15 protein-coding genes are annotated in these 16,648 nt (G+C 71.2%); 10 read left to right on the top strand and 5 right to left on the bottom strand.

Features of this window, described 5'->3' with window-relative positions:
• Positions 1-71 precede the first annotated feature (71 nt).
• Positions 72-1,157, top strand: coding sequence for a histidinol-phosphate transaminase (gene hisC / locus caldi_RS11625; protein WP_264841925.1), 1,086 nt, complete (start codon positions 72-74; stop codon positions 1,155-1,157).
• 80 nt (positions 1,158-1,237) lie between these two features.
• Entirely contained in the window at positions 1,238-1,735 is a 498-nt protein-coding gene (locus tag caldi_RS11620; protein WP_264841924.1) for a hypothetical protein, read from the top strand.
• 5 nt (positions 1,736-1,740) lie between these two features.
• Here the strand turns inward: caldi_RS11620 and caldi_RS11615 are convergent, their stop codons facing one another.
• The 4 genes from caldi_RS11615 to caldi_RS11600 form a co-directional block, all read right to left on the bottom strand.
• Entirely contained in the window at positions 1,741-2,187 is a 447-nt protein-coding gene (locus tag caldi_RS11615) for a DUF1634 domain-containing protein (protein WP_264841923.1), read from the bottom strand.
• Positions 2,184-3,104, bottom strand: a complete 921-nt coding sequence (locus caldi_RS11610) for a sulfite exporter TauE/SafE family protein (RefSeq protein ID WP_264841922.1) — start codon at positions 3,102-3,104, stop codon at positions 2,184-2,186. The genes caldi_RS11615 and caldi_RS11610 overlap by 4 nt, the downstream gene beginning before the upstream one ends.
• Positions 3,105-3,174: 70 nt before the next feature.
• Positions 3,175-4,053 carry a GntR family transcriptional regulator gene (locus tag caldi_RS11605; RefSeq protein WP_264841921.1) on the bottom strand — a complete coding sequence of 293 codons (879 nt, stop codon included), beginning with the start codon at positions 4,051-4,053 and terminating at the stop codon, positions 3,175-3,177.
• A gap of 50 nt (positions 4,054-4,103) precedes the next feature.
• A complete protein-coding gene (locus caldi_RS11600; RefSeq protein WP_264841920.1) occupies positions 4,104-5,309 on the bottom strand; it encodes an MBL fold metallo-hydrolase in 1,206 nt (401 codons plus the stop codon).
• A 317-nt stretch (positions 5,310-5,626) separates the two neighbouring features.
• Between caldi_RS11600 and caldi_RS11595 the strand changes: the two genes are divergently transcribed.
• The 4 genes from caldi_RS11595 to caldi_RS11580 all read left to right on the top strand — a co-directional run bounded on the left by caldi_RS11595 (position 5,627) and on the right by caldi_RS11580 (position 9,635).
• Positions 5,627-6,391 (top strand): NUDIX hydrolase, encoded by a 765-nt coding sequence (locus caldi_RS11595; protein WP_264841919.1) that lies wholly within the window; start codon positions 5,627-5,629, stop codon positions 6,389-6,391.
• A 179-nt stretch (positions 6,392-6,570) separates the two neighbouring features.
• Positions 6,571-7,176: a cysteine hydrolase family protein gene (locus tag caldi_RS11590; RefSeq protein WP_264841918.1), complete on the top strand. Its 606-nt coding sequence runs from the start codon at positions 6,571-6,573 to the stop codon at positions 7,174-7,176.
• Between the two features lie 13 nt (positions 7,177-7,189).
• Positions 7,190-8,650: a nicotinate phosphoribosyltransferase gene (locus caldi_RS11585; protein ID WP_264841917.1), complete on the top strand. Its 1,461-nt coding sequence runs from the start codon at positions 7,190-7,192 to the stop codon at positions 8,648-8,650.
• Between the two features lie 22 nt (positions 8,651-8,672).
• Positions 8,673-9,635 (top strand): LysR family transcriptional regulator, encoded by a 963-nt coding sequence (locus caldi_RS11580; RefSeq protein ID WP_264841916.1) that lies wholly within the window; start codon positions 8,673-8,675, stop codon positions 9,633-9,635.
• A gap of 2 nt (positions 9,636-9,637) precedes the next feature.
• On the opposite strand, the gene caldi_RS11575 is transcribed toward caldi_RS11580, so the two are convergent.
• A complete protein-coding gene (locus caldi_RS11575) occupies positions 9,638-9,895 on the bottom strand; it encodes a hypothetical protein (RefSeq protein WP_264841915.1) in 258 nt (85 codons plus the stop codon).
• Between the two features lie 176 nt (positions 9,896-10,071).
• Here caldi_RS11575 and pcrA point away from each other — a divergent pair, with 176 nt between their 5' ends.
• From pcrA to caldi_RS11555, 4 genes are all read left to right on the top strand, one after another.
• Positions 10,072-12,270 (top strand): DNA helicase PcrA, encoded by a 2,199-nt coding sequence (pcrA, locus tag caldi_RS11570; RefSeq protein WP_319951750.1) that lies wholly within the window; start codon positions 10,072-10,074, stop codon positions 12,268-12,270.
• A gap of 24 nt (positions 12,271-12,294) precedes the next feature.
• On the top strand, positions 12,295-14,340 hold the full coding sequence (ligA, locus tag caldi_RS11565; protein WP_406568128.1) for an NAD-dependent DNA ligase LigA: 2,046 nt from the start codon (positions 12,295-12,297) through the stop codon (positions 14,338-14,340).
• Positions 14,341-14,467: 127 nt separating this feature from the next.
• On the top strand, positions 14,468-15,469 hold the full coding sequence (locus caldi_RS11560; RefSeq protein ID WP_264841913.1) for an ABC transporter ATP-binding protein: 1,002 nt from the start codon (positions 14,468-14,470) through the stop codon (positions 15,467-15,469).
• 1 nt (position 15,470) lies between these two features.
• Positions 15,471-16,472, top strand: coding sequence for an ABC transporter ATP-binding protein (locus tag caldi_RS11555; protein ID WP_264841912.1), 1,002 nt, complete (start codon positions 15,471-15,473; stop codon positions 16,470-16,472).
• The last annotated feature ends 176 nt before the right edge of the window (positions 16,473-16,648 follow it).

Here is a 16,648-nt window from a genome sequence, read left to right as displayed (position 1 = left end):
GGAAGTCACCCGCGGCCCTCAGGTCGGCCCGGGAGGCCGGCCTGAGGGCACGGCGGCGGGTGACCAGGGCCGTGAGCACGTTCTTCGTCCGCCCCGAAGTGGCCGCGCTGAAGCCGTACTCGGCCGGCAAGTCCATCGAGGAGGTACGGCGGGAGTACGGCCTCACCCGGATCATCAAGCTGGCGTCGAACGAGAACCCGCTGGGCCCGTCGCCGCGGGCCCTGCAGGCCCTGCGCGAGGCGGCGGAGGGGGTGAACATCTACCCCGAGGGGCCGTCCACCGCGCTCCGGGAGGCGCTAGGTGCCCGCTGGGGGGTCGGCCCGGACTGGATCTTCGTGGGCAACGGCTCGGACGAGATCTTCCGCCTCCTGGCCACCACGTACCTGCGCCGGGGGGACCGGGTGGTGGTGCCGCGCCCCAGCTTCCCCGTGTACGCCGGTGCGTCGGCGCTCATGGGGGCGCAGGTGGACGCCGTCCCGCTGAAGGACGGCGCGATGGATCTCCCGGCGATGGCGGCGCGAGCCCGGGGGGCCCGGATCGTCTTCCTGTGCCGGCCGAACAACCCGACCGGCGGCGTCTTCGCCGCGGAGGCGTTCGACGCCTTTCTCCGGGCAGTCGATCCCGACACCCTCGTCGTGCTCGACGAGGCCTACCGCGAGTACGACGACACGCTCTTCGACAGCAGGGCCTTCCTGGCGGAGTACCCGAACCTGATCGTGACCCGGACCTTCTCGAAGATCTACGGGCTGGCCGGGCTGCGGCTCGGGTACGGGGTCGGGCGCCCGGGGATCTGGCAGCCCCTCTACACCGTGCGGGAACCGTTCAGCGTGAACCGCCTCGCCCAGGCGGCCGGGCTCGCCGCGCTCGACGACCACGACCATCTCGAGGCCAGCCGGCGCATGAACCAGGCGGGGCGCCAGTTCCTGACGGCCTTCTTCCGGGAGATGGGCCTGCGGCCCTGGCCCACCCAGGCGAACTTCGTCCTCGTCGACCTCGGCCGGCCCGCCGCGCCCGTCTTCGAGGGCCTCTTGCGCCGCGGGGTGGTCGTGCGCCTCCCCGACCCTGCCGACCTGCCGAACGCCCTGCGCGTCACCGTCGGCACCGAGGAGCAGAACCGGGAGTTCGTCCGCGCGCTGACGGACGTCCTGAACGCCTGACCGCGAGCGCCGCCTGCATACCGGGCGAGCCGGGCGGGAACGTTTCGCTCAGCCACACTTGCACCGGGAGGGCGGAGCGGATGAGGCGTTCGCTGCCCGTCGTCGTGGCGGCCGCGCTGCTGTGGGTGGCCGGCTGTGCCGCAGCCCCCCAGCGGCGCGGCGGCGCGGAAGGCGGTCTGGACCGGGAGCAGATCCGAAAGCAGGTCGCCGAGGAACTGCACTCGGAGGACATGAAGGACTACATCGCCAGCCAGGTGCGGAACCTGGCCGCGGCGGAGATGCTCGAGAAGTCGCTGGACACCGAGGACGGCAAGAAGGCCCTGAACGACGCCGTCAAGAAGCACCTCGAGTCGGCCACCGGCCGGGAACAGCTCGAGGAGGCCATCATGCGCCTCGTCGAGAAGCCCGAGGTCCGCCAGGCCGTCCAGCAGGCCGCCCGGAACGCCATCCTGGAGCTGATGTCCCGCGGCGCCGGCGGCGGCCAGCAGCAGGGCGGGGGCGGCCAGCAGCAGGGCGGCGGAGGCGGAGGCGGTGGTGGAGGCAGCGGCGGCGGAGGCGGCGGAGGGGGCGGCAGCTAGGCCGCTCACTCGGCCGCGCCGAGGGCGAAACCGGCGACCAGGACGATCAGGACGATCAGCGTGATGAGGGTGTAGGTCCGGTCCCGCTCGATGGCGAACGCGACCAGCGAAGCCGCGACCCGGAGGACCGGGGTCAGGATGAGGACGACAAGGCCCAGGTCGATCAGCGCGGTGGGGTCTAGACGCAGGAGGCCGCCCAGGACCTCCGAGATGGAAGTCGGCACCGGCACGGACGGGTGGGGTGCGGTCCCCGACCGCATGAGGAGGAGAACCAGGCCGGCCGCCATGATCACCGCGGCGAGCGCCACCCCGTAGCGGAGCAGGTGACCGACCAGGATCTCGACACGTTCGATGTGCTCGCCGGCTGGCCCGGCGCCCGGAACGGGCAACGCCGGCTGGGTGGAACCCGGCGAGAACGGGCGTACCGCCGGCCGGTCGGCCCCGGCGCTCATGGCATGACCCACCCCTTCCACAGCATCTGGACGGCGATCCAGCCGAGCACGGGCGCGAACAGGACCCGGAGGGTACGGCTGCGCATCCGGTTCATGACGCGCGTCCCGAGGGACGCCCCGAGCAGAACCCCAAGGGCCACGGGCGCGGCGATGGCCGGGTTCACCTGCCCCCGGGCGAAGTAGATCGCCGCCGACGCTGCTGCCGTGACCCCGATCATGAAGTTCGACGTGGCGGTGGACACCTTCATCGGCAAACGCATGATCTGATCCATCGCGAGGACCTTGAAGGCTCCGGCGCCGATGCCCAGGAGTCCGGCCACCATGCCTGAGGCGTACATCACCAGGAGCCCCGGCAGGGTGCGGGTGGCCGTGTACTCCACGGTGCGGTCCAGGGCCCGGTCCCGGTAGGCGCCCTGAAGGCGCAGGCGTAGCGCCAGCCGGTCGGGGACCACACCCTCCGGAAGCTCCTGACGGCGGGCCCTGAATGTGAGATAGGCGTTGTACAGGAGCAGCACGCCGAAGAAGAAATACAGGTAGCGAGGGTTCAGCAGGCCGGCGATGAGCGCCCCCGTGAGGGCTCCCGTGGTCGTGCCCACCTCCAGGAGCATGCCGATGCGAATGTTCGTGATGTGATCCCGGAGGTACGCCACGGCAGCCCCGCTGGACGTGGCGATCACGGAGACGGCGCTGGCACCGACGGCCTCGCCGATGCTGACGCCGAACAGGAGCGTGAGGGCCGGGACGAGGAACACGCCGCCTCCCAGCCCCAGAAGCGCCCCCACGAACCCCGCCACTGTGGATACGAGAAAGTTGAGCAACGTGAACGTGGTCAGGCTCACTTCCTGCCCGGTACCCGCCCTGGACGCGCACTGCGCCCGGCCGGCGGTGTCCCGGCGGTTCCCCCCTTCTGCTGTCATCATGATGTCATCTCATCATGACCAGTTTACCACCGACCTGCACCCGCGGCAACCGCGAACGGGGATCGGACTAGCGTGCCCGGCGGCGCAGCTCGACCAGGTACTGATACCGGTCGGCCCGGTACAGCGCCCGGGCCCACTCCACAGGGCGGTCCCCCTCGGCGAAGGTCACGCGGGTGATCGCCAGCGCGGGGGCGCCGGGCGGCACGCGGAGCAGGCCGGCCGCCGCCTCATCGAGCAGGGTGGCGGCGATCCGCTGCTCGCCCCGCACGATGACCCACCCTTTCGATTCGAGGAGTGCGTAGAACGAGGTGCCGGCCACGTCCCGGCCGGACAGCGCGTCACGCAGTTCCGGGTGGAAGTAGCTGTCGTCCACGAAGAGCGGCGAGCGGTCCACGCTCACCACGCGCCGAACCCGCCACGCCGGCTCGCCCGGCGCCATCCCGAGCGCCCGGGCCGGCTCCGGGGGCAGCGGGGCGTCGTGGGCGTCGAGCACCCGCACGTCCGGGTCCAGCCCCCGCAGGCGCAATTCCTCGGCGAACCCGGTCAGCTCGGCCAGGGTCTGGACGATGTGGGGCGGTGCCACGAACGTCCCCCTCCCCTGAACCCGGTACAGCAGGCCCGCGGCGACCAGGTCGCTGATCGCCTGCCGGACGGTGGTCCGGCTCACCCCGTAGCGCTCGATGAGCTCGCGCTCGGAGGGGATGGGCTCGTCCGGGCGCCACTCGCCGCCGGCGATCCGCGCGGCCAGGTCCGACTTGAGCTGGTGGTACAGCGGGATCGGGCTGTTGGCGTTGAGCGGCAGAGCGGTTTCCCCCTTTCCTTCCTGGACGGTGTGGCTGAAGCCGCGAGCCCATTGTACACCGCAGGGGAACCGCCGTACCGCGCCCGGCTCGGGAGGGCCGGGCTCCGGCAAGAACGCCGGACGCGACGAGAAGGGTCGCCCCACCCGTCCGGAATCCGGGTGGAGCGACCGCATCCGGTCCGCGCAGCGCCCGGTCAGTGCCGGTAAGCCTGGGCGAACGCGCAGATGTTGCGCCCGAGCTCGAGCTCGGAGGCCTTGTCCTCGTCAGGCTGGAGCAGGCCGGTGTTCACGCGCTTGATGTGCACGTACTGCGGCGGGAACACGGGCAGGCTGGAGAGCATGTAGCGCACGAAGGCCTCTTCGCCCGCCAGAACCATGCGCAGCCCCTCGTTCTTTGCCCTCAGCTCTCCCAGGGTGGCGACGTAGGCCCCGCCGGCGTTGGCCTCGGCCGGGCTGCTGAAGTGGCCCGGGAGCACCACGGTGTCGTCCGGGAGGGTCAGCAGCCGGGCGAGCGACCGGTAGTGCATGGGAGCCCAGGTCTCGCCCCGGCCGCCGAGGTCCGGCCGGGCCACGGACTCGATGAAGATGGAGTCCCCCGTCAGCAGGTAGCGGTCGTTCACCAGGTAGGCGGTGTTGCCCAGGGTGTGGCCGGGGATGTGCAGGGCCCGGATGCGGGCGCTGCCGAAGGCGAACTCCTGGTCGGGGTGCAGGTACGAGAAGGCGATCGCCGCCGGCAGCACGTCGATGGGGTGGATGGCGTCGTACGGGTGGAAGCAGTAAGGTGCGCCGAGGAGGTCGGCCAGCCGGCGGCCGCCGCTGATGTGGTCCGCGTGGACGTGGGTGTCCAGGACCGCGGTCACCCGCAGCCGGCGATCCCGGACGAAGTCCAGGTAGTGCTCGACGTGGCGCAGGGGGTCGACGACGACCGCCTCCTCCCCCGACACCAGCACGTAGCTGAGGCAGCCCCGGGCGGGGCGGTTGACCTGGTAGATGCCGAGCGCGTCGGACTCCACGACCGGTTGGACGTCGTAGTGGTTGCCCCAGGCGACCATGCCGCCCGCGAGGTTGGCAGCGTCGTAACCCAGCCCGCGCAGGGCTTGCGCCAGGAACGCCGACGTGCCGCCCTTGGCACAGACGGCCAGGATCAGCCGGTCGCGGGGAAGCTGGCCGTCCCACTCCTTCCGGGCGTAGGCCGTGAAAGCTTCCGCCGGGTCGTCGGTGTCCCCGTCGCCCAGGATCTCGACGTAGGGGACGTTGATCGTGGGAACGGGCTTCCTGCCCTCGATGCGCCATGCCTCGAACTCCGGGCGCAGCCGCAGGTCGACGACGAACAGGTCGTCGCCCCTGTCCAGGAGCCGCTTCAGGTCGCCGGCGGTGAACTCCCTGACCTCCGTGCTCACGGCGTGAACCTCCCCGTTCGGCGAGATGGCCTGCCACCCGTGTCCGGCCCGCTCTGCGGTATCGTCACTCCGGCCCGGAGCAGCCGCGCGCATCGGCGGGGAACGGGCCGGTGCGATCTCCCGCTGCTTTAGATTTTCTTTTAAATCTTAATCGACGAAGGCGACTGTGCTGCAAATATACCCCATGGCGTATTTGCGTGTCAAGTGGGTCGAAGGTTCCCACAGCGGGCCACCCGGCTCCGGATCGTGGTAGTCTGAGAGCAGGAGAACCGGCCGGCGGAGCGTCTCGTCGGCAGGCGCGGCGGAGGTGGGGATCCTTGACGCAGACCCCGGACGCCGTGTGCGTGCAGAGCTTGGTGGCGCTGTTCACCATCGATGACCGTCCGCCCGGCCGGCGGGCGCCCGGGCAGCCGCCGAAGGAGCTGAAGGTGCTCCTGCTGGGTCCGGAGGGGGACAGCGGCGCCTGGCGCCTGCCCGGCGGGCCGGTCACGGGGCAGGACACCCTGGTGCGAGCCGCGCTTCGCACTCTGGGGGAGGGGGTGGGCCCGGGCATCCACCTGGAACAGCTACGCACGTACGACGACCTGGACCCGGGCCCGCCGCGGACCATCGTCGTGGCGCACATCGGCCTGGTACCGCCGGCGGTCCGGGAGGCGGTGCGCCCGTCCTCACCGGCCACCTGGGTGCCGGTCGACGAGCCCCCGCTGCACGCCCCCGGCCGGCTGCCGCTGGTTGCCGGGCACGCCCGCGTGCTGGCCGAGGCACTGCAGCGACTGCGGAACAAGGTCGACTACACCCTCCTGGCATTCCAGATGCTGCCGGAGGAGTTCACGATGTCCGAGCTGCGGCAGGTCTACGAGGCCATCCTCGGGGAAGACCTGGGCACCTCCGACGAGCGCCGCAAGGCGAACTTCGAGCGGAGCATCCGCCTCCTCAACGAGCGGGTGGGGCGGCTCATGGAGGCGCGCACCGGCGTCTTCCAGCCGCCGATCGTCCGCACCGGCCGCACCCGCAAGGGGCCCCGCGGGCCGGCGGCGCACCTCTACCGGTTCGTCGGCGACATCACCCTGATCACCAAGTGACCGCACCCGGGCGGGGCTCCGGGACGCGGTTGCAAGCCCTTCCACCCGGGGCTACTATGGAGATTGAAGCTGTCGCGGGCCCAAAACCGTGTAATCATGACACGGTTATGCGCACGGCGAGGGGTTCCCGGCGCCGGGGACAGGGCGAGGCGGCCCGCGAGCGGACTGGAGGGACAGCCATGGGCAGGACGCTGCTCCTGGTGATCGACAAGCAGCGGGACTTTGAGGACGACGCCGGCGCCCTCACCTCCGGCGCGGCCGCGCAGGCCACCACGCCGTTCGTGGTGCGGGCCATGGAGCGGGCCCTGGCGGCAGGCCACCTCGTGGGGTGCACGCTCGACACCCACCAGGAAGGCACGCCGGAGTTCGAGGTCTGGGGCCGGGCGGAGTTCGAGCAGTTCGGGCCCCACTGCGTCAAGTACTCCTGGGGGTGGCAACTGGTCGACGGCGTGCAGCAGGTCGTCGACCGGCAGCGCCGGGAAGGCCGGCCGGTCATCCTCATCGAGAAACCGACATTCGACGCCTTCCACGGCCGCATCGTCGACGGCCCGGCCGGGGACATCGGGCTCACGCTGGACGCGTACGTGCTCCGTCACGGGATCACCCGGCTCGAACTGGTCGGGCTCGTGACCCCGATCTGCGTGAACCACACCGCGCAGGCGGCGCGTCGGCGGGGCCTCGAGGTCGCCGTCTACGAGGCCGGGGTGGCCAGCTTCAGCCCGGAGAGCCACCGCCAGGGGCTGGAGGAGATGCGGGCGGCGGGGTGCGAGATCGTTCCGGCGTGAGGGAGTGCGGCCCATGCGACGGCGGGCTCCGCGGGACTGGACGCTTCTGACGGACTACTACGAGCTCAACATGATGTACGCCCACTTCCGGAACGGGACCCACGACCGCGTCGCGGTCTTCGACCTGTACTTCCGCGAGAACCCCTTCCGGGGCGGGTACACCCTGGCCGCAGGGCTGGAGACCGCAGTCGAGTACCTGCAGGGCCTGCGGTTCGAACCGGACGACATCGACTACCTGCGCAGCCTGGGCACCTACGACGACGCCTTCCTGGAGATGCTGCGGGAGTTCCGGTTCACCGGCGACATCGACGCGGTGCCGGAGGGGACCGTCGTGTTCCCCGGGATCCCGCTGGTGCGGGTGAAGGCGCCGATCGCCCAGGCGCAGTTCATCGAGACGGCGCTCACCAATATCATCGGGCACCAGACGCTGATCGCCACCAAGGCCTCCCGGGTGGTACAGGCCGCCCAGGGCGACCGCGTGCTCGAGTTCGGCGCCCGGCGGGCGCACGGCCCCGATGCGGCCACGTACGGGGCCCGCGCGGCCATCATCGGCGGCTGCCACTCGACGTCCAACGTCCTGACAGGGAAGTACTTCGAGGTGCCCGTTGCCGGCACCAACGCCCACGCCTGGGTCCAGTTCTTCGACGACGAACTCGAGGCCTTCCGGGCCTGGGCGCGGGCCATGCCGGCGGGGGTGCTCTTCGTCGTCGACACCTACGACACCCTGCGCAGCGGGCTTCCGCATGCCATCGAGGTCGCCCGGGAGGTCGAGGCGGCCGGCGGGCGGTTCCTCGGCGTGCGCCTCGACAGCGGCGACATCGCCTACCTGTCGAAGAAGGCCCGGGCCATGCTCGACGCCGCCGGCTTCCCCGACGCCATCATCGTCGCCAGTTCGGACCTGGACGAGTACCTCATCCGCGACCTGAAGGCCCAGGGCGCCAAGGTGGACGTGTGGGGGGTCGGCACCAAGCTGATCACCGCCCTGGACACCCCGGCCCTCGGGACGGTGTACAAGCTGGCCGCGGTCGAGCAGGACGGGGTCATGGTGCCACGCATCAAGGTGTCGGAGAACCCCGCGAAGGTGACGAACCCCGGCGTGAAGAAGGCCGTGCGCATCTACGAGAACGCCACCGGCAAGGCGGCCGGCGACCTCCTCATGCTGCAGGACGAACCGCTCCCTGCGGGCTCCTGCGTGACCCTGTTCGACCCCGTGTACCCGTGGAAGCGCAAGACCGTGGAGAACTTCTCCTGCCGCGAGCTCCTGGTTCCCGTCTTCCGCGGGGGCCAGCTCGTCTACGACCTGCCGAGCCTGACCGAGATCCGGGACTACGCCCGGCACGAGCTCTCCACGTTCTGGGACGAGTACAAGCGGCTCGTGAACCCCGAGCCCTACCCGGTCGACCTTTCCGTCGAGCTGTGGCGGCTCAAGAACGAGATGGTGGAGCGCGTCCGGGCGCCCTTCGGGGACGACTGACCCCGCGAGAGGAGGCGGCGGGGTGGACCTGCGGGTCCTGCGCACGTTCCAGACGGCCGCCCGGCTCCTGAACTTCCACCGGACGGCGGAGAAGCTCTACCTGGCGCAGCCGACGGTCACGGCGCACATCCGCCAGCTGGAGGCCGAGCTGGGGCACAAGCTCTTCGAGCGCGACGGCCGCCGTCTCCGCCTGACCCCCGCCGGGGAGCGGTTCCTTCCCCGCGCGGAAGCGCTCCTGGCCGCCTACGACGAGAGCCTCCAGGATCTCCTGCGGTGGTCGCAGGGCTACCGGACGCGGCTCGTGCTGATGGCCTCGCCGCTGGTGGCGCGCTCCACCCTTCCGCACGCGATCAAGCAGTTCACCGCGGCCCATCCCGACGTCGAGGTCGAGGTGCGGATCGGGGAGTCGCAGGAGATCGGACAGGCGGTGGCCTCGGCGGCCGTCGACCTCGGCATCTCCCGCATGCCGCCGGCCGAGCGGGACACCCGCACCTTCATCCTCTACTCGGACCCGGTGATGCTCGTCATGCCGGGGGACGGCCGCGATCCGAACGCCGCCCCTCCGGACTACGCGCAGGTGCTCCAGTCCTACCGGCTTCTCACCCACAACCATCCGCTCTACTGGGATGACCTCCTGCTCGCCATCCGGGCCCGGGGCCTGAAGGTGCGCACCATGGTGGTGACGCAGGTCGACATCGCCAAGCGCTTCATCGAGGAAGGTCTGGGCGTCTCGTTCCTGCCGGAGTCGACGGTCACGCGGGAGCTGGCCGAAGGCCGGCTCATGGAGGTGCCGGTGCCCGACCTGCCCCTGCCGACGGCGGCGACCTACGTGGTGCTGCCGGCGCGCCGGCCCATCCCCGAAGCCACCCGGGCTTTCCTGGACACGCTCCGCGAGCTGTACCCGGCCGCCCCGGTGCGGCCGACGGCTCCTGCGCCGGCAGGCAGGGCCCGCCCCCGTGCCCCGCGCGGCCGCCGCAGCGAGTGAGGCTAGGAGGCCCCTTCCACGATCCCCGCCAGGCAGCCGACCCCCTCAGCGCGCCCCGGCGGGCCGGCCCAGAAGATGCGCCGGCGGAACGCGCTCCCCTCGCGCCGCCACTGGAACTGGGCGGCGAGGCGGTTGCACGTGGGGCAGAGGTAGTCTGCCTGGCTCTGCCAGCCGGGGTCGAGGGAGCGGTCGGCAGAGGGCCGGTAGAGCTCCTCGCGGCAGCGCGTGCCGCAGGCGCAGGTGACCTGAAGGAGCGGCATCCGGTTCACTTCCTTCCCTTTCCGACAGTGTGCCGCGGGCGCGGGCGGGGCCGTTGTGATGCCCGTCACCGGCAGGGTCACCGGCAGGACAGGTCCGCTCCTGCGGCGAATCCACGTCTCGAAGCCGGGGCCGGCGCCGAGCCGTCCCCGGCGGCAAGTTAGGGGGCACCGGTAGCGTGGACTTGCAGGACATGCTCGCCACCCTCAACCCGCCCCAGCGGGAGGCGGCCACCCATCCGGGCGGGCCGCTCCTGATCCTCGCGGGGGCGGGCTCGGGGAAGACCCGGGTGCTGGTGGCGCGCATCGCCGTGCTGCTCAGCCGGGGGGTCAGCCCCTTCCGGATCCTGGCCATCACGTTCACGAACAAGGCTGCGCGGGAGATGAAGGAACGGGTGGAGCGGCTGATCGGACCCGCCGCCCGCGACGTCTGGGTCAGTACCTTCCACTCCGCCTGCGTCCGGATCCTGCGCCGGGACATCGAGAAGCTCGGGCTGAGCCGCAACTTCGCCATCCTGGACAGCGGCGACCAGCAGGCGGTCATGAAGGAAGTCCTCAAGCAGCTCAACCTGAGCGAGAAGCAGTACTCGCCCGGGTCCATGCTGGCGGCGATCTCCGCCGCCAAGAACGAACTCCTGGACCCGCCCGCGGTCCAGGCGCGCGCCCGGGACCGGCGGGAGGAGATCGTGGCCCGGGTGTACGGCGCCTACCAGCAGAAGCTCACGGCGAACAGCGCGCTGGACTTCGACGACCTCATCCGCCTCACGGTGAAGCTGCTCGAGGAGTACCCGCACGTGCTGGCGTACTACCAGGAGAAGTTCGAGCACATCCTGGTCGACGAGTACCAGGACACGAACCACGCGCAGTACGTGCTCGTGCGCCTGCTGGCGGGAAAACACCGCAACCTGACCGTCGTTGGCGATGATGACCAGTCGATCTACAAGTTTCGAGGTGCGACCATCCGCAACATCCTCGAGTTCGAGGCCGACTACCCCGACGCCCACGTCGTCAAGCTGGAGCAGAACTACCGCAGCACCCAGAACATCCTCACCGCCGCCTGGCACGTGGTGCGCCGCAATCCGGGCCGGCGTGACAAGCGCCTGTGGACGAACGCGGGCGCCGGCGCACCGGTGGTCCGGTACCGGGCTCTCGACGATCAGGACGAGGCCTGGTTCGTCGCCGACCGCATCGAGGAAGGCGTGCGGGAAGGGATGCGGTACAGCGACTTCGCTGTCCTCTACCGCACCCACGCCCAGTCGCGCGCGCTCGAGGAAGCCTTCGTGCGCCGGGGGATCCCGTACAGCATCGTCGGCGGCCTGAAGTTCTTCGAGCGCAAGGAGATCAAGGACGTGCTGGCGTACCTGCGTCTCGCCGCCAACCCGGCCGACGCCCTCAGCTTCCGCCGGGCGGCGCAGGTGCCCCGGCGGGGGATCGGCCCGTCCACCGTCGACCGGCTGGAGGAGCACGCCGCGGCCACCGGCCGGCCGATCCTGGAGGTGGCGCTGGACGCCGCGAACGTCCCCGGGCTGAGCAAGGCCCACGCCGCCAAGGTCGCGCAGTTTGCCCGCCTCGTCGACGGGTTCCGCCGTCAGGCGGAGTTCCTGAGCGTGGCGGACCTGATCGAGGAGGTCCTGCAGGCGAGCGGCATCGTGGAAGAGCTCCTCGCAGAGGAGACCCTGGAGGCCCAGGGCCGCCTGGAGAACCTGAAGGAACTGAAGTCGGTCGCCCTGGAGGAGTCCGTGCTGCCGGCCGACCCGGACGTGCCGCTCACCCCCCTGGAGGACTTTCTCGCCCGGGTGGCGCTGGTGGCCGACGCCGACCAGTACGAGGAGGGGCAGGACAAGGTGGTCCTGATGACCCTGCACACCGCCAAGGGGCTGGAGTTCCCGGTGGTGTTCATGGTCGGCATGGAGGAGGGCATCTTCCCCCACAACCGGTCGCTGACGGACCAGGAACAGCTGGCCGAGGAGCGCCGGCTCTGCTACGTCGGCATGACGCGGGCCCGGCGGCAGCTCTACCTCACCCACGCCGCCGTTCGCACGCTCTTCGGCAGCACCCAGGGCAACCCGCCGTCGCGGTTTCTCGAGGAGGTGCCCGAGGAGGTGCTGGAGGTCCGGGGGGAGGCGCGGGTGCCCGGCGCCTGGGCGGATGGCGGCGGCGACTTCTCGCCGGCCGTCGGCAGCCCGGGGTGGGGCCGGCGGCTGCGCGTGCCGGTTGGGCCGGTCCAGGCGACCCCCGATTTCCGCCCGGGCGACTCCGTGCGCCACGTGAAGTTCGGCCACGGGGTGGTCAAGCAGGTGCACGGGGACGAGGTGACCGTGCTGTTCCGGGACGTGGGGGAGAAGCGGCTGATCGCCAGCTACCTCCAGAAGGGCTGATGGGGGAGGTCGGCAAAGGTGAGGGTGGCACCCGGGCGCGAGCAGGCCGCGGCGCGCATCGCCGAGCTGGTGGAGCAGATCGAGTACCACAACCACCGGTACTACGTCCTGGACGACCCCGTCATCAGCGACGCGGAATACGACGCGCTCATGCGGGAGCTGCAGGACCTGGAGGCCGCCTATCCGGACCTGCGGCGGCCGGACTCGCCCACCCAGCGCGTGGGCGGCGCCCCTCTCCCCGACTTCCCCAAGGTGCGCCACGACCCGCCGATGCTCTCCCTCGACAACGCCTTCGGTGAGGACGAGCTGCGGGACTTCGACCGGCGCGTGCGGCAGCTGGCGGAGGGGCGCGCCCCGGACGGCCGGGTGCGGTACGTGGGCGAGCTGAAGATCGACGGGTTCAGCATCGCCCTGCGGTACGAGAACGGCGTCTTCGTGCGCGGCGCCACCCGGGGCGACGGGTTCGAGGGCGAGGAGGTCACCGAGCAGCTCAAGACGGTCCGGTCGATCCCCCTGCGGCTCCGGCCCGTCGATGGCCGCCTGCCGGCCTTCCTGGAGGTGCGCGGGGAGGTCTACATGCCGATCCGCTCCTTCGAGGAACTGAACGCCCGGCAGGCCGCCGAGGGGAAGAAGGTCTTCGCCAACCCCCGCAACGCCGCGGCGGGCTCCGTGCGCCAGAAGGACCCCCGGGTGACGGCCTCGCGGGGCCTGGACAGCTTCATGTACGCGCTGGTGCGGGCCGACGGGCTGCCGCCGGTCACCTCGCACTGGGAGGCGCTCGAGCTGCTGGCGCGGCTGGGGTTCAAGGTGAACCCGGAGCGGCGTGTGTTCGAGAACATCGACGAGGTCGTGGCGTGGACCGAGGAGTGGCGGGACAAGCGCTTCACGTTGCCCTACGAGATCGACGGGCTCGTGGTGAAGGTGGACGATCTCGCGTTGCGGGAGGTGCTCGGCGCCACGAGCAAGGCGCCCCGCTGGGCGGTCGCCTACAAGTTCCCGGCCGAGCAGCGGGAGACGAGGGTGGTGGCGATCACCGTCGACATCGGGCGCACCGGGGCCGTGACCCCCACGGCCGAGCTGGAGCCCGTGCGGCTGGCGGGTACGGTGGTCCGGCGGGCGACCCTCCACAACGAGGATTACGTCCGGGCCAAGGACGTAAGGGTGGGAGACACGGTCGTCGTCCAGAAGGCAGGGGAGATCATCCCGGAGGTCGTCCGGGTGGTGCCGGAGAAGCGCCCGCCGGGGACCGAGCCCTGGCGCATGCCCGAGACTTGCCCCGTCTGCGGCACGCCCCTCGTGCGGCCGGAGGGGGAGGCGGCCACCCGCTGCCCGAACATCGCCTGCCCGGCCCAGACCTTCCGGGCGATCCTCCACTACGCGTCGCGCGACGCCATGAACATCGAGGGGCTGGGCGAGGCGATCATCGGCCAATTGCTGGACGAAGGGCTCATCCGGGACCCCGCCGACCTGTACGCGCTGCGCAAGGAGCAGCTCGAGGTCCTTGAGCGCCTGGGGCCCAAGAGCGCCGAGAACCTGGTCAACGCCATCGCCCGCAGCAAGGAGAACCCGCTCCACCGGCTCATCTACGCGCTCGGCATCCGGGGGGTGGGCGAGCGGGCAGCCCGGGTGCTGGCCCGACACTACCGGTCCCTGGACGATCTGGCGCGAGCCGGCGAGGAGGAGCTCACCGCCATCGAGGGCGTGGGGCCGGTCATCGCGCAGAACATCGTGAGTTTCTTCCGGGAGGAGCGCAGCCGCAGGCTCATCGAGAAGCTGCGGGCGTCCGGGGTGCGGATGGAGGCGCTCCCGGACGAGGTCCCCGCCGGGGAGCCGGCCGGGCCGCTCGCCGGTCAGACCGTGGTCGTCACCGGCACGCTGAGGTCGTGGGGGCGCAAGGAGATCGAGGAACTCATCGAGCGGCTCGGCGGCAAGGCGGCCGGTAGCGTGAGCCGGAAGACCTCCTTCGTCCTGGTGGGGGAGTCGCCCGGCTCCAAGCTGGAGAAGGCCCGGGAACTCGGCATCCCCGTGCTGACCGAGGACGAGTTCAAGGCCCGTTTCGGGCTCAGGTAGCGGCAGCGCCTGGCTGCGTTTCCGCAAACTCGCGCCCGGCGGGAGGCAGGATTCGGTTCCCGGATGACGAACCAAGGAGCCTGCCCGCTGCCGGCGGGGCGCACAGGGCTGGAGGAGCGTGAGGCGGATGGCGAGCGGGGACGTGCTGGTCGAGGTCCGGGGGCTGCGCACCTCCTTCTACACCGAGGAGGGCGTGGTGCCGGCCGTGGACGGGGTGGACCTGTACGTCCGCCGGGGTGAGACCCTGGCGGTCGTGGGGGAGTCCGGCTGCGGCAAGAGCGTGACCTCGCTGTCCATCATGCGGCTCATCCCGTCTCCGCCCGGCAGGATCGAGGCGGGCGAGATCCTCTTCGAGGGCCGGGACCTCCTGAAGCTGTCCGAGGCCGAGATGCGGCGGATCCGGGGCAACGAGATCTCCATGATCTTCCAGGAGCCGATGACCTCGCTCAACCCGGTCTTCACGGTGGGGGACCAGATCGCCGAGGCGATCATGCTCCACCAGGGCCTGAGCCGGCGGGACGCCATGGCCCGGGCGGTGGAGATGTTGCGGCACGTGGGCATCCCGGCGCCGGAGAAGCGGGTCCGGGACTACCCGCACCAGATGTCGGGCGGCATGCGGCAGCGCGTGATGATCGCGATGGCGCTGTCGTGCAACCCCAAGCTCCTGATCGCCGACGAGCCGACGACGGCCCTGGACGTGACCATCCAGGCGCAGATCCTGGACCTCATGCGCCGGCTCAAGGCCGAGCTGGGCATGGCGATCCTGCTCATCACCCACGACCTCGGGGTGGTGGCGGAGATGGCCGAGCGGGTGGTGGTGATGTACGCCGGCAAGGTGGTCGAGGAGGGGGACGTCTACTCGATCTTCCGGAACCCGCTGCACCCGTACACGGAGGGGCTCTTGCGGTCGATCCCGCGCCTGGATGAGACCCGGGAGCGGCTGCACGTGATCGAGGGCGTGGTGCCGAACCCCATGCACATGCCGAAGGGCTGCCGCTTCCACCCCCGCTGCCCGTACGCCACGGACACGTGCCGGGAAGTGGAGCCGCCGCTCGAGCGGGTGGAGGAGGGCGGCGCCGTGGCCTGCCACGTGGCGGCCGAGCGGCTGGCGCGGGAGGTGACGGTCTGAGATGGCGGCGGTGGCGCCCCTGGGCCGCCCGGACGAGGTGCTGGTCGAGGTCCGGGACGTGCGCAAGTGGTACCCGGTCACCGGCGGTGGGGTATTCTCGCGCGTCGTGGGCCACGTGAAGGCCGTGGACGGGGTGAGCTTTGACATCCGCCGGGGCGAGACGCTGGGCCTGGTGGGGGAGTCGGGCTGCGGGAAGACGACCTTGGGGAAGGTGATCCTGCGCCTGCAGGAGCCCACGGGCGGGTCGGTGCGCTTCGAGGGCCGGGACGTCTTCAAGATGGGGAAGGAGGAGCTGCGCCGGCTCCGGCGGGAGATGCAGATCATCTTCCAGGACCCGTACGCCTCGCTGAACCCCCGGATGACGGTGGGGGAGATCATCGGCGAGCCGCTGGAGATCCACGGGGTGGCCCGGGGCGCGGCGAAGCAGAAGCGGGTGGCCGAGCTGCTGGAGGTGGTGGGGCTGGCGTCCTACCACGCCCGGCGCTACCCGCACGAGTTCTCGGGGGGACAGCGGCAGCGGATCGGGATCGCCCGGGCGCTGGCGCTGAACCCGAAGCTGATCGTCTGCGACGAGCCGGTCTCCGCCCTGGACGTCTCGATCCAGTCGCAGATCCTGAACCTCCTGTCCGACCTGCAGAAGGAGTTCCGGCTGACCTACCTCTTCATCGCCCACGGGCTGGCGGTGGTGAAGCACATCTCCGACCGGGTCGGGGTGATGTACCTGGGGAAGCTGGTGGAGCTGGCGGACAAGGAGGCGCTGTACCGGAGCCCCCGGCACCCGTACACGGAGGCGCTGCTCTCGGCCATCCCCATTCCGGACCCGACGGTGAAGCGGGAGCGGATCATCCTGGAGGGCGACGTGCCGAGCCCCATCCACCCGCCGAGCGGGTGCCGGTTCCACACCCGCTGCCCGCTGGCGCAGGACGTCTGCCGGGAGAAGGAGCCGCCCCTGGTGGACGTCGGCGGCGGCCACTGGGTGGCCTGCCACGTGCGGGCGGGATAGCCAGGTCGCAGCGGTAGTGTGCAGTGGAGGGTCCGCCGGTTTCCGGCCTGGCGCCGGAGGCCGGCGGCCGCCTTTCGGCGCAAGACGGCGGGCGCGCCGAAGAGCCCGCGGGCAGCTCTCCCGCCCCGGGCGCGGGGCCCTTCCCACTCCCCCGGGCCCCGATCGTCAGGCCGCTC

Origin of the sequence: Caldinitratiruptor microaerophilus (assembly GCF_025999835.1) — a bacterium.
GTDB lineage: Bacteria > Bacillota > Sulfobacillia > Symbiobacteriales > ZC4RG38 > Caldinitratiruptor > Caldinitratiruptor microaerophilus.
Note: the sequence above shows the minus strand (reverse complement) of the source record. Positions and strands in the feature narration are given on the sequence as shown.

Coding starts and splice junctions, on each gene's coding strand:
- caldi_RS11560 (WP_264841913.1), top strand. CDS start 14,468: ATGGCGAGCGGGGACGTGCTGGTCGAGGTCCGGGGGCTGCGCACCTCC.
- caldi_RS11615 (WP_264841923.1), bottom strand. CDS start 2,187: ATGAGCGCCGGGGCCGACCGGCCGGCGGTACGCCCGTTCTCGCCGGGT.
- caldi_RS11610 (WP_264841922.1), bottom strand. CDS start 3,104: ATGACAGCAGAAGGGGGGAACCGCCGGGACACCGCCGGCCGGGCGCAG.
- caldi_RS11555 (WP_264841912.1), top strand. CDS start 15,471: ATGGCGGCGGTGGCGCCCCTGGGCCGCCCGGACGAGGTGCTGGTCGAG.
- caldi_RS11590 (WP_264841918.1), top strand. CDS start 6,571: ATGGGCAGGACGCTGCTCCTGGTGATCGACAAGCAGCGGGACTTTGAG.
- caldi_RS11620 (WP_264841924.1), top strand. CDS start 1,238: ATGAGGCGTTCGCTGCCCGTCGTCGTGGCGGCCGCGCTGCTGTGGGTG.
- caldi_RS11575 (WP_264841915.1), bottom strand. CDS start 9,895: ATGCCGCTCCTTCAGGTCACCTGCGCCTGCGGCACGCGCTGCCGCGAG.
- caldi_RS11585 (WP_264841917.1), top strand. CDS start 7,190: ATGCGACGGCGGGCTCCGCGGGACTGGACGCTTCTGACGGACTACTAC.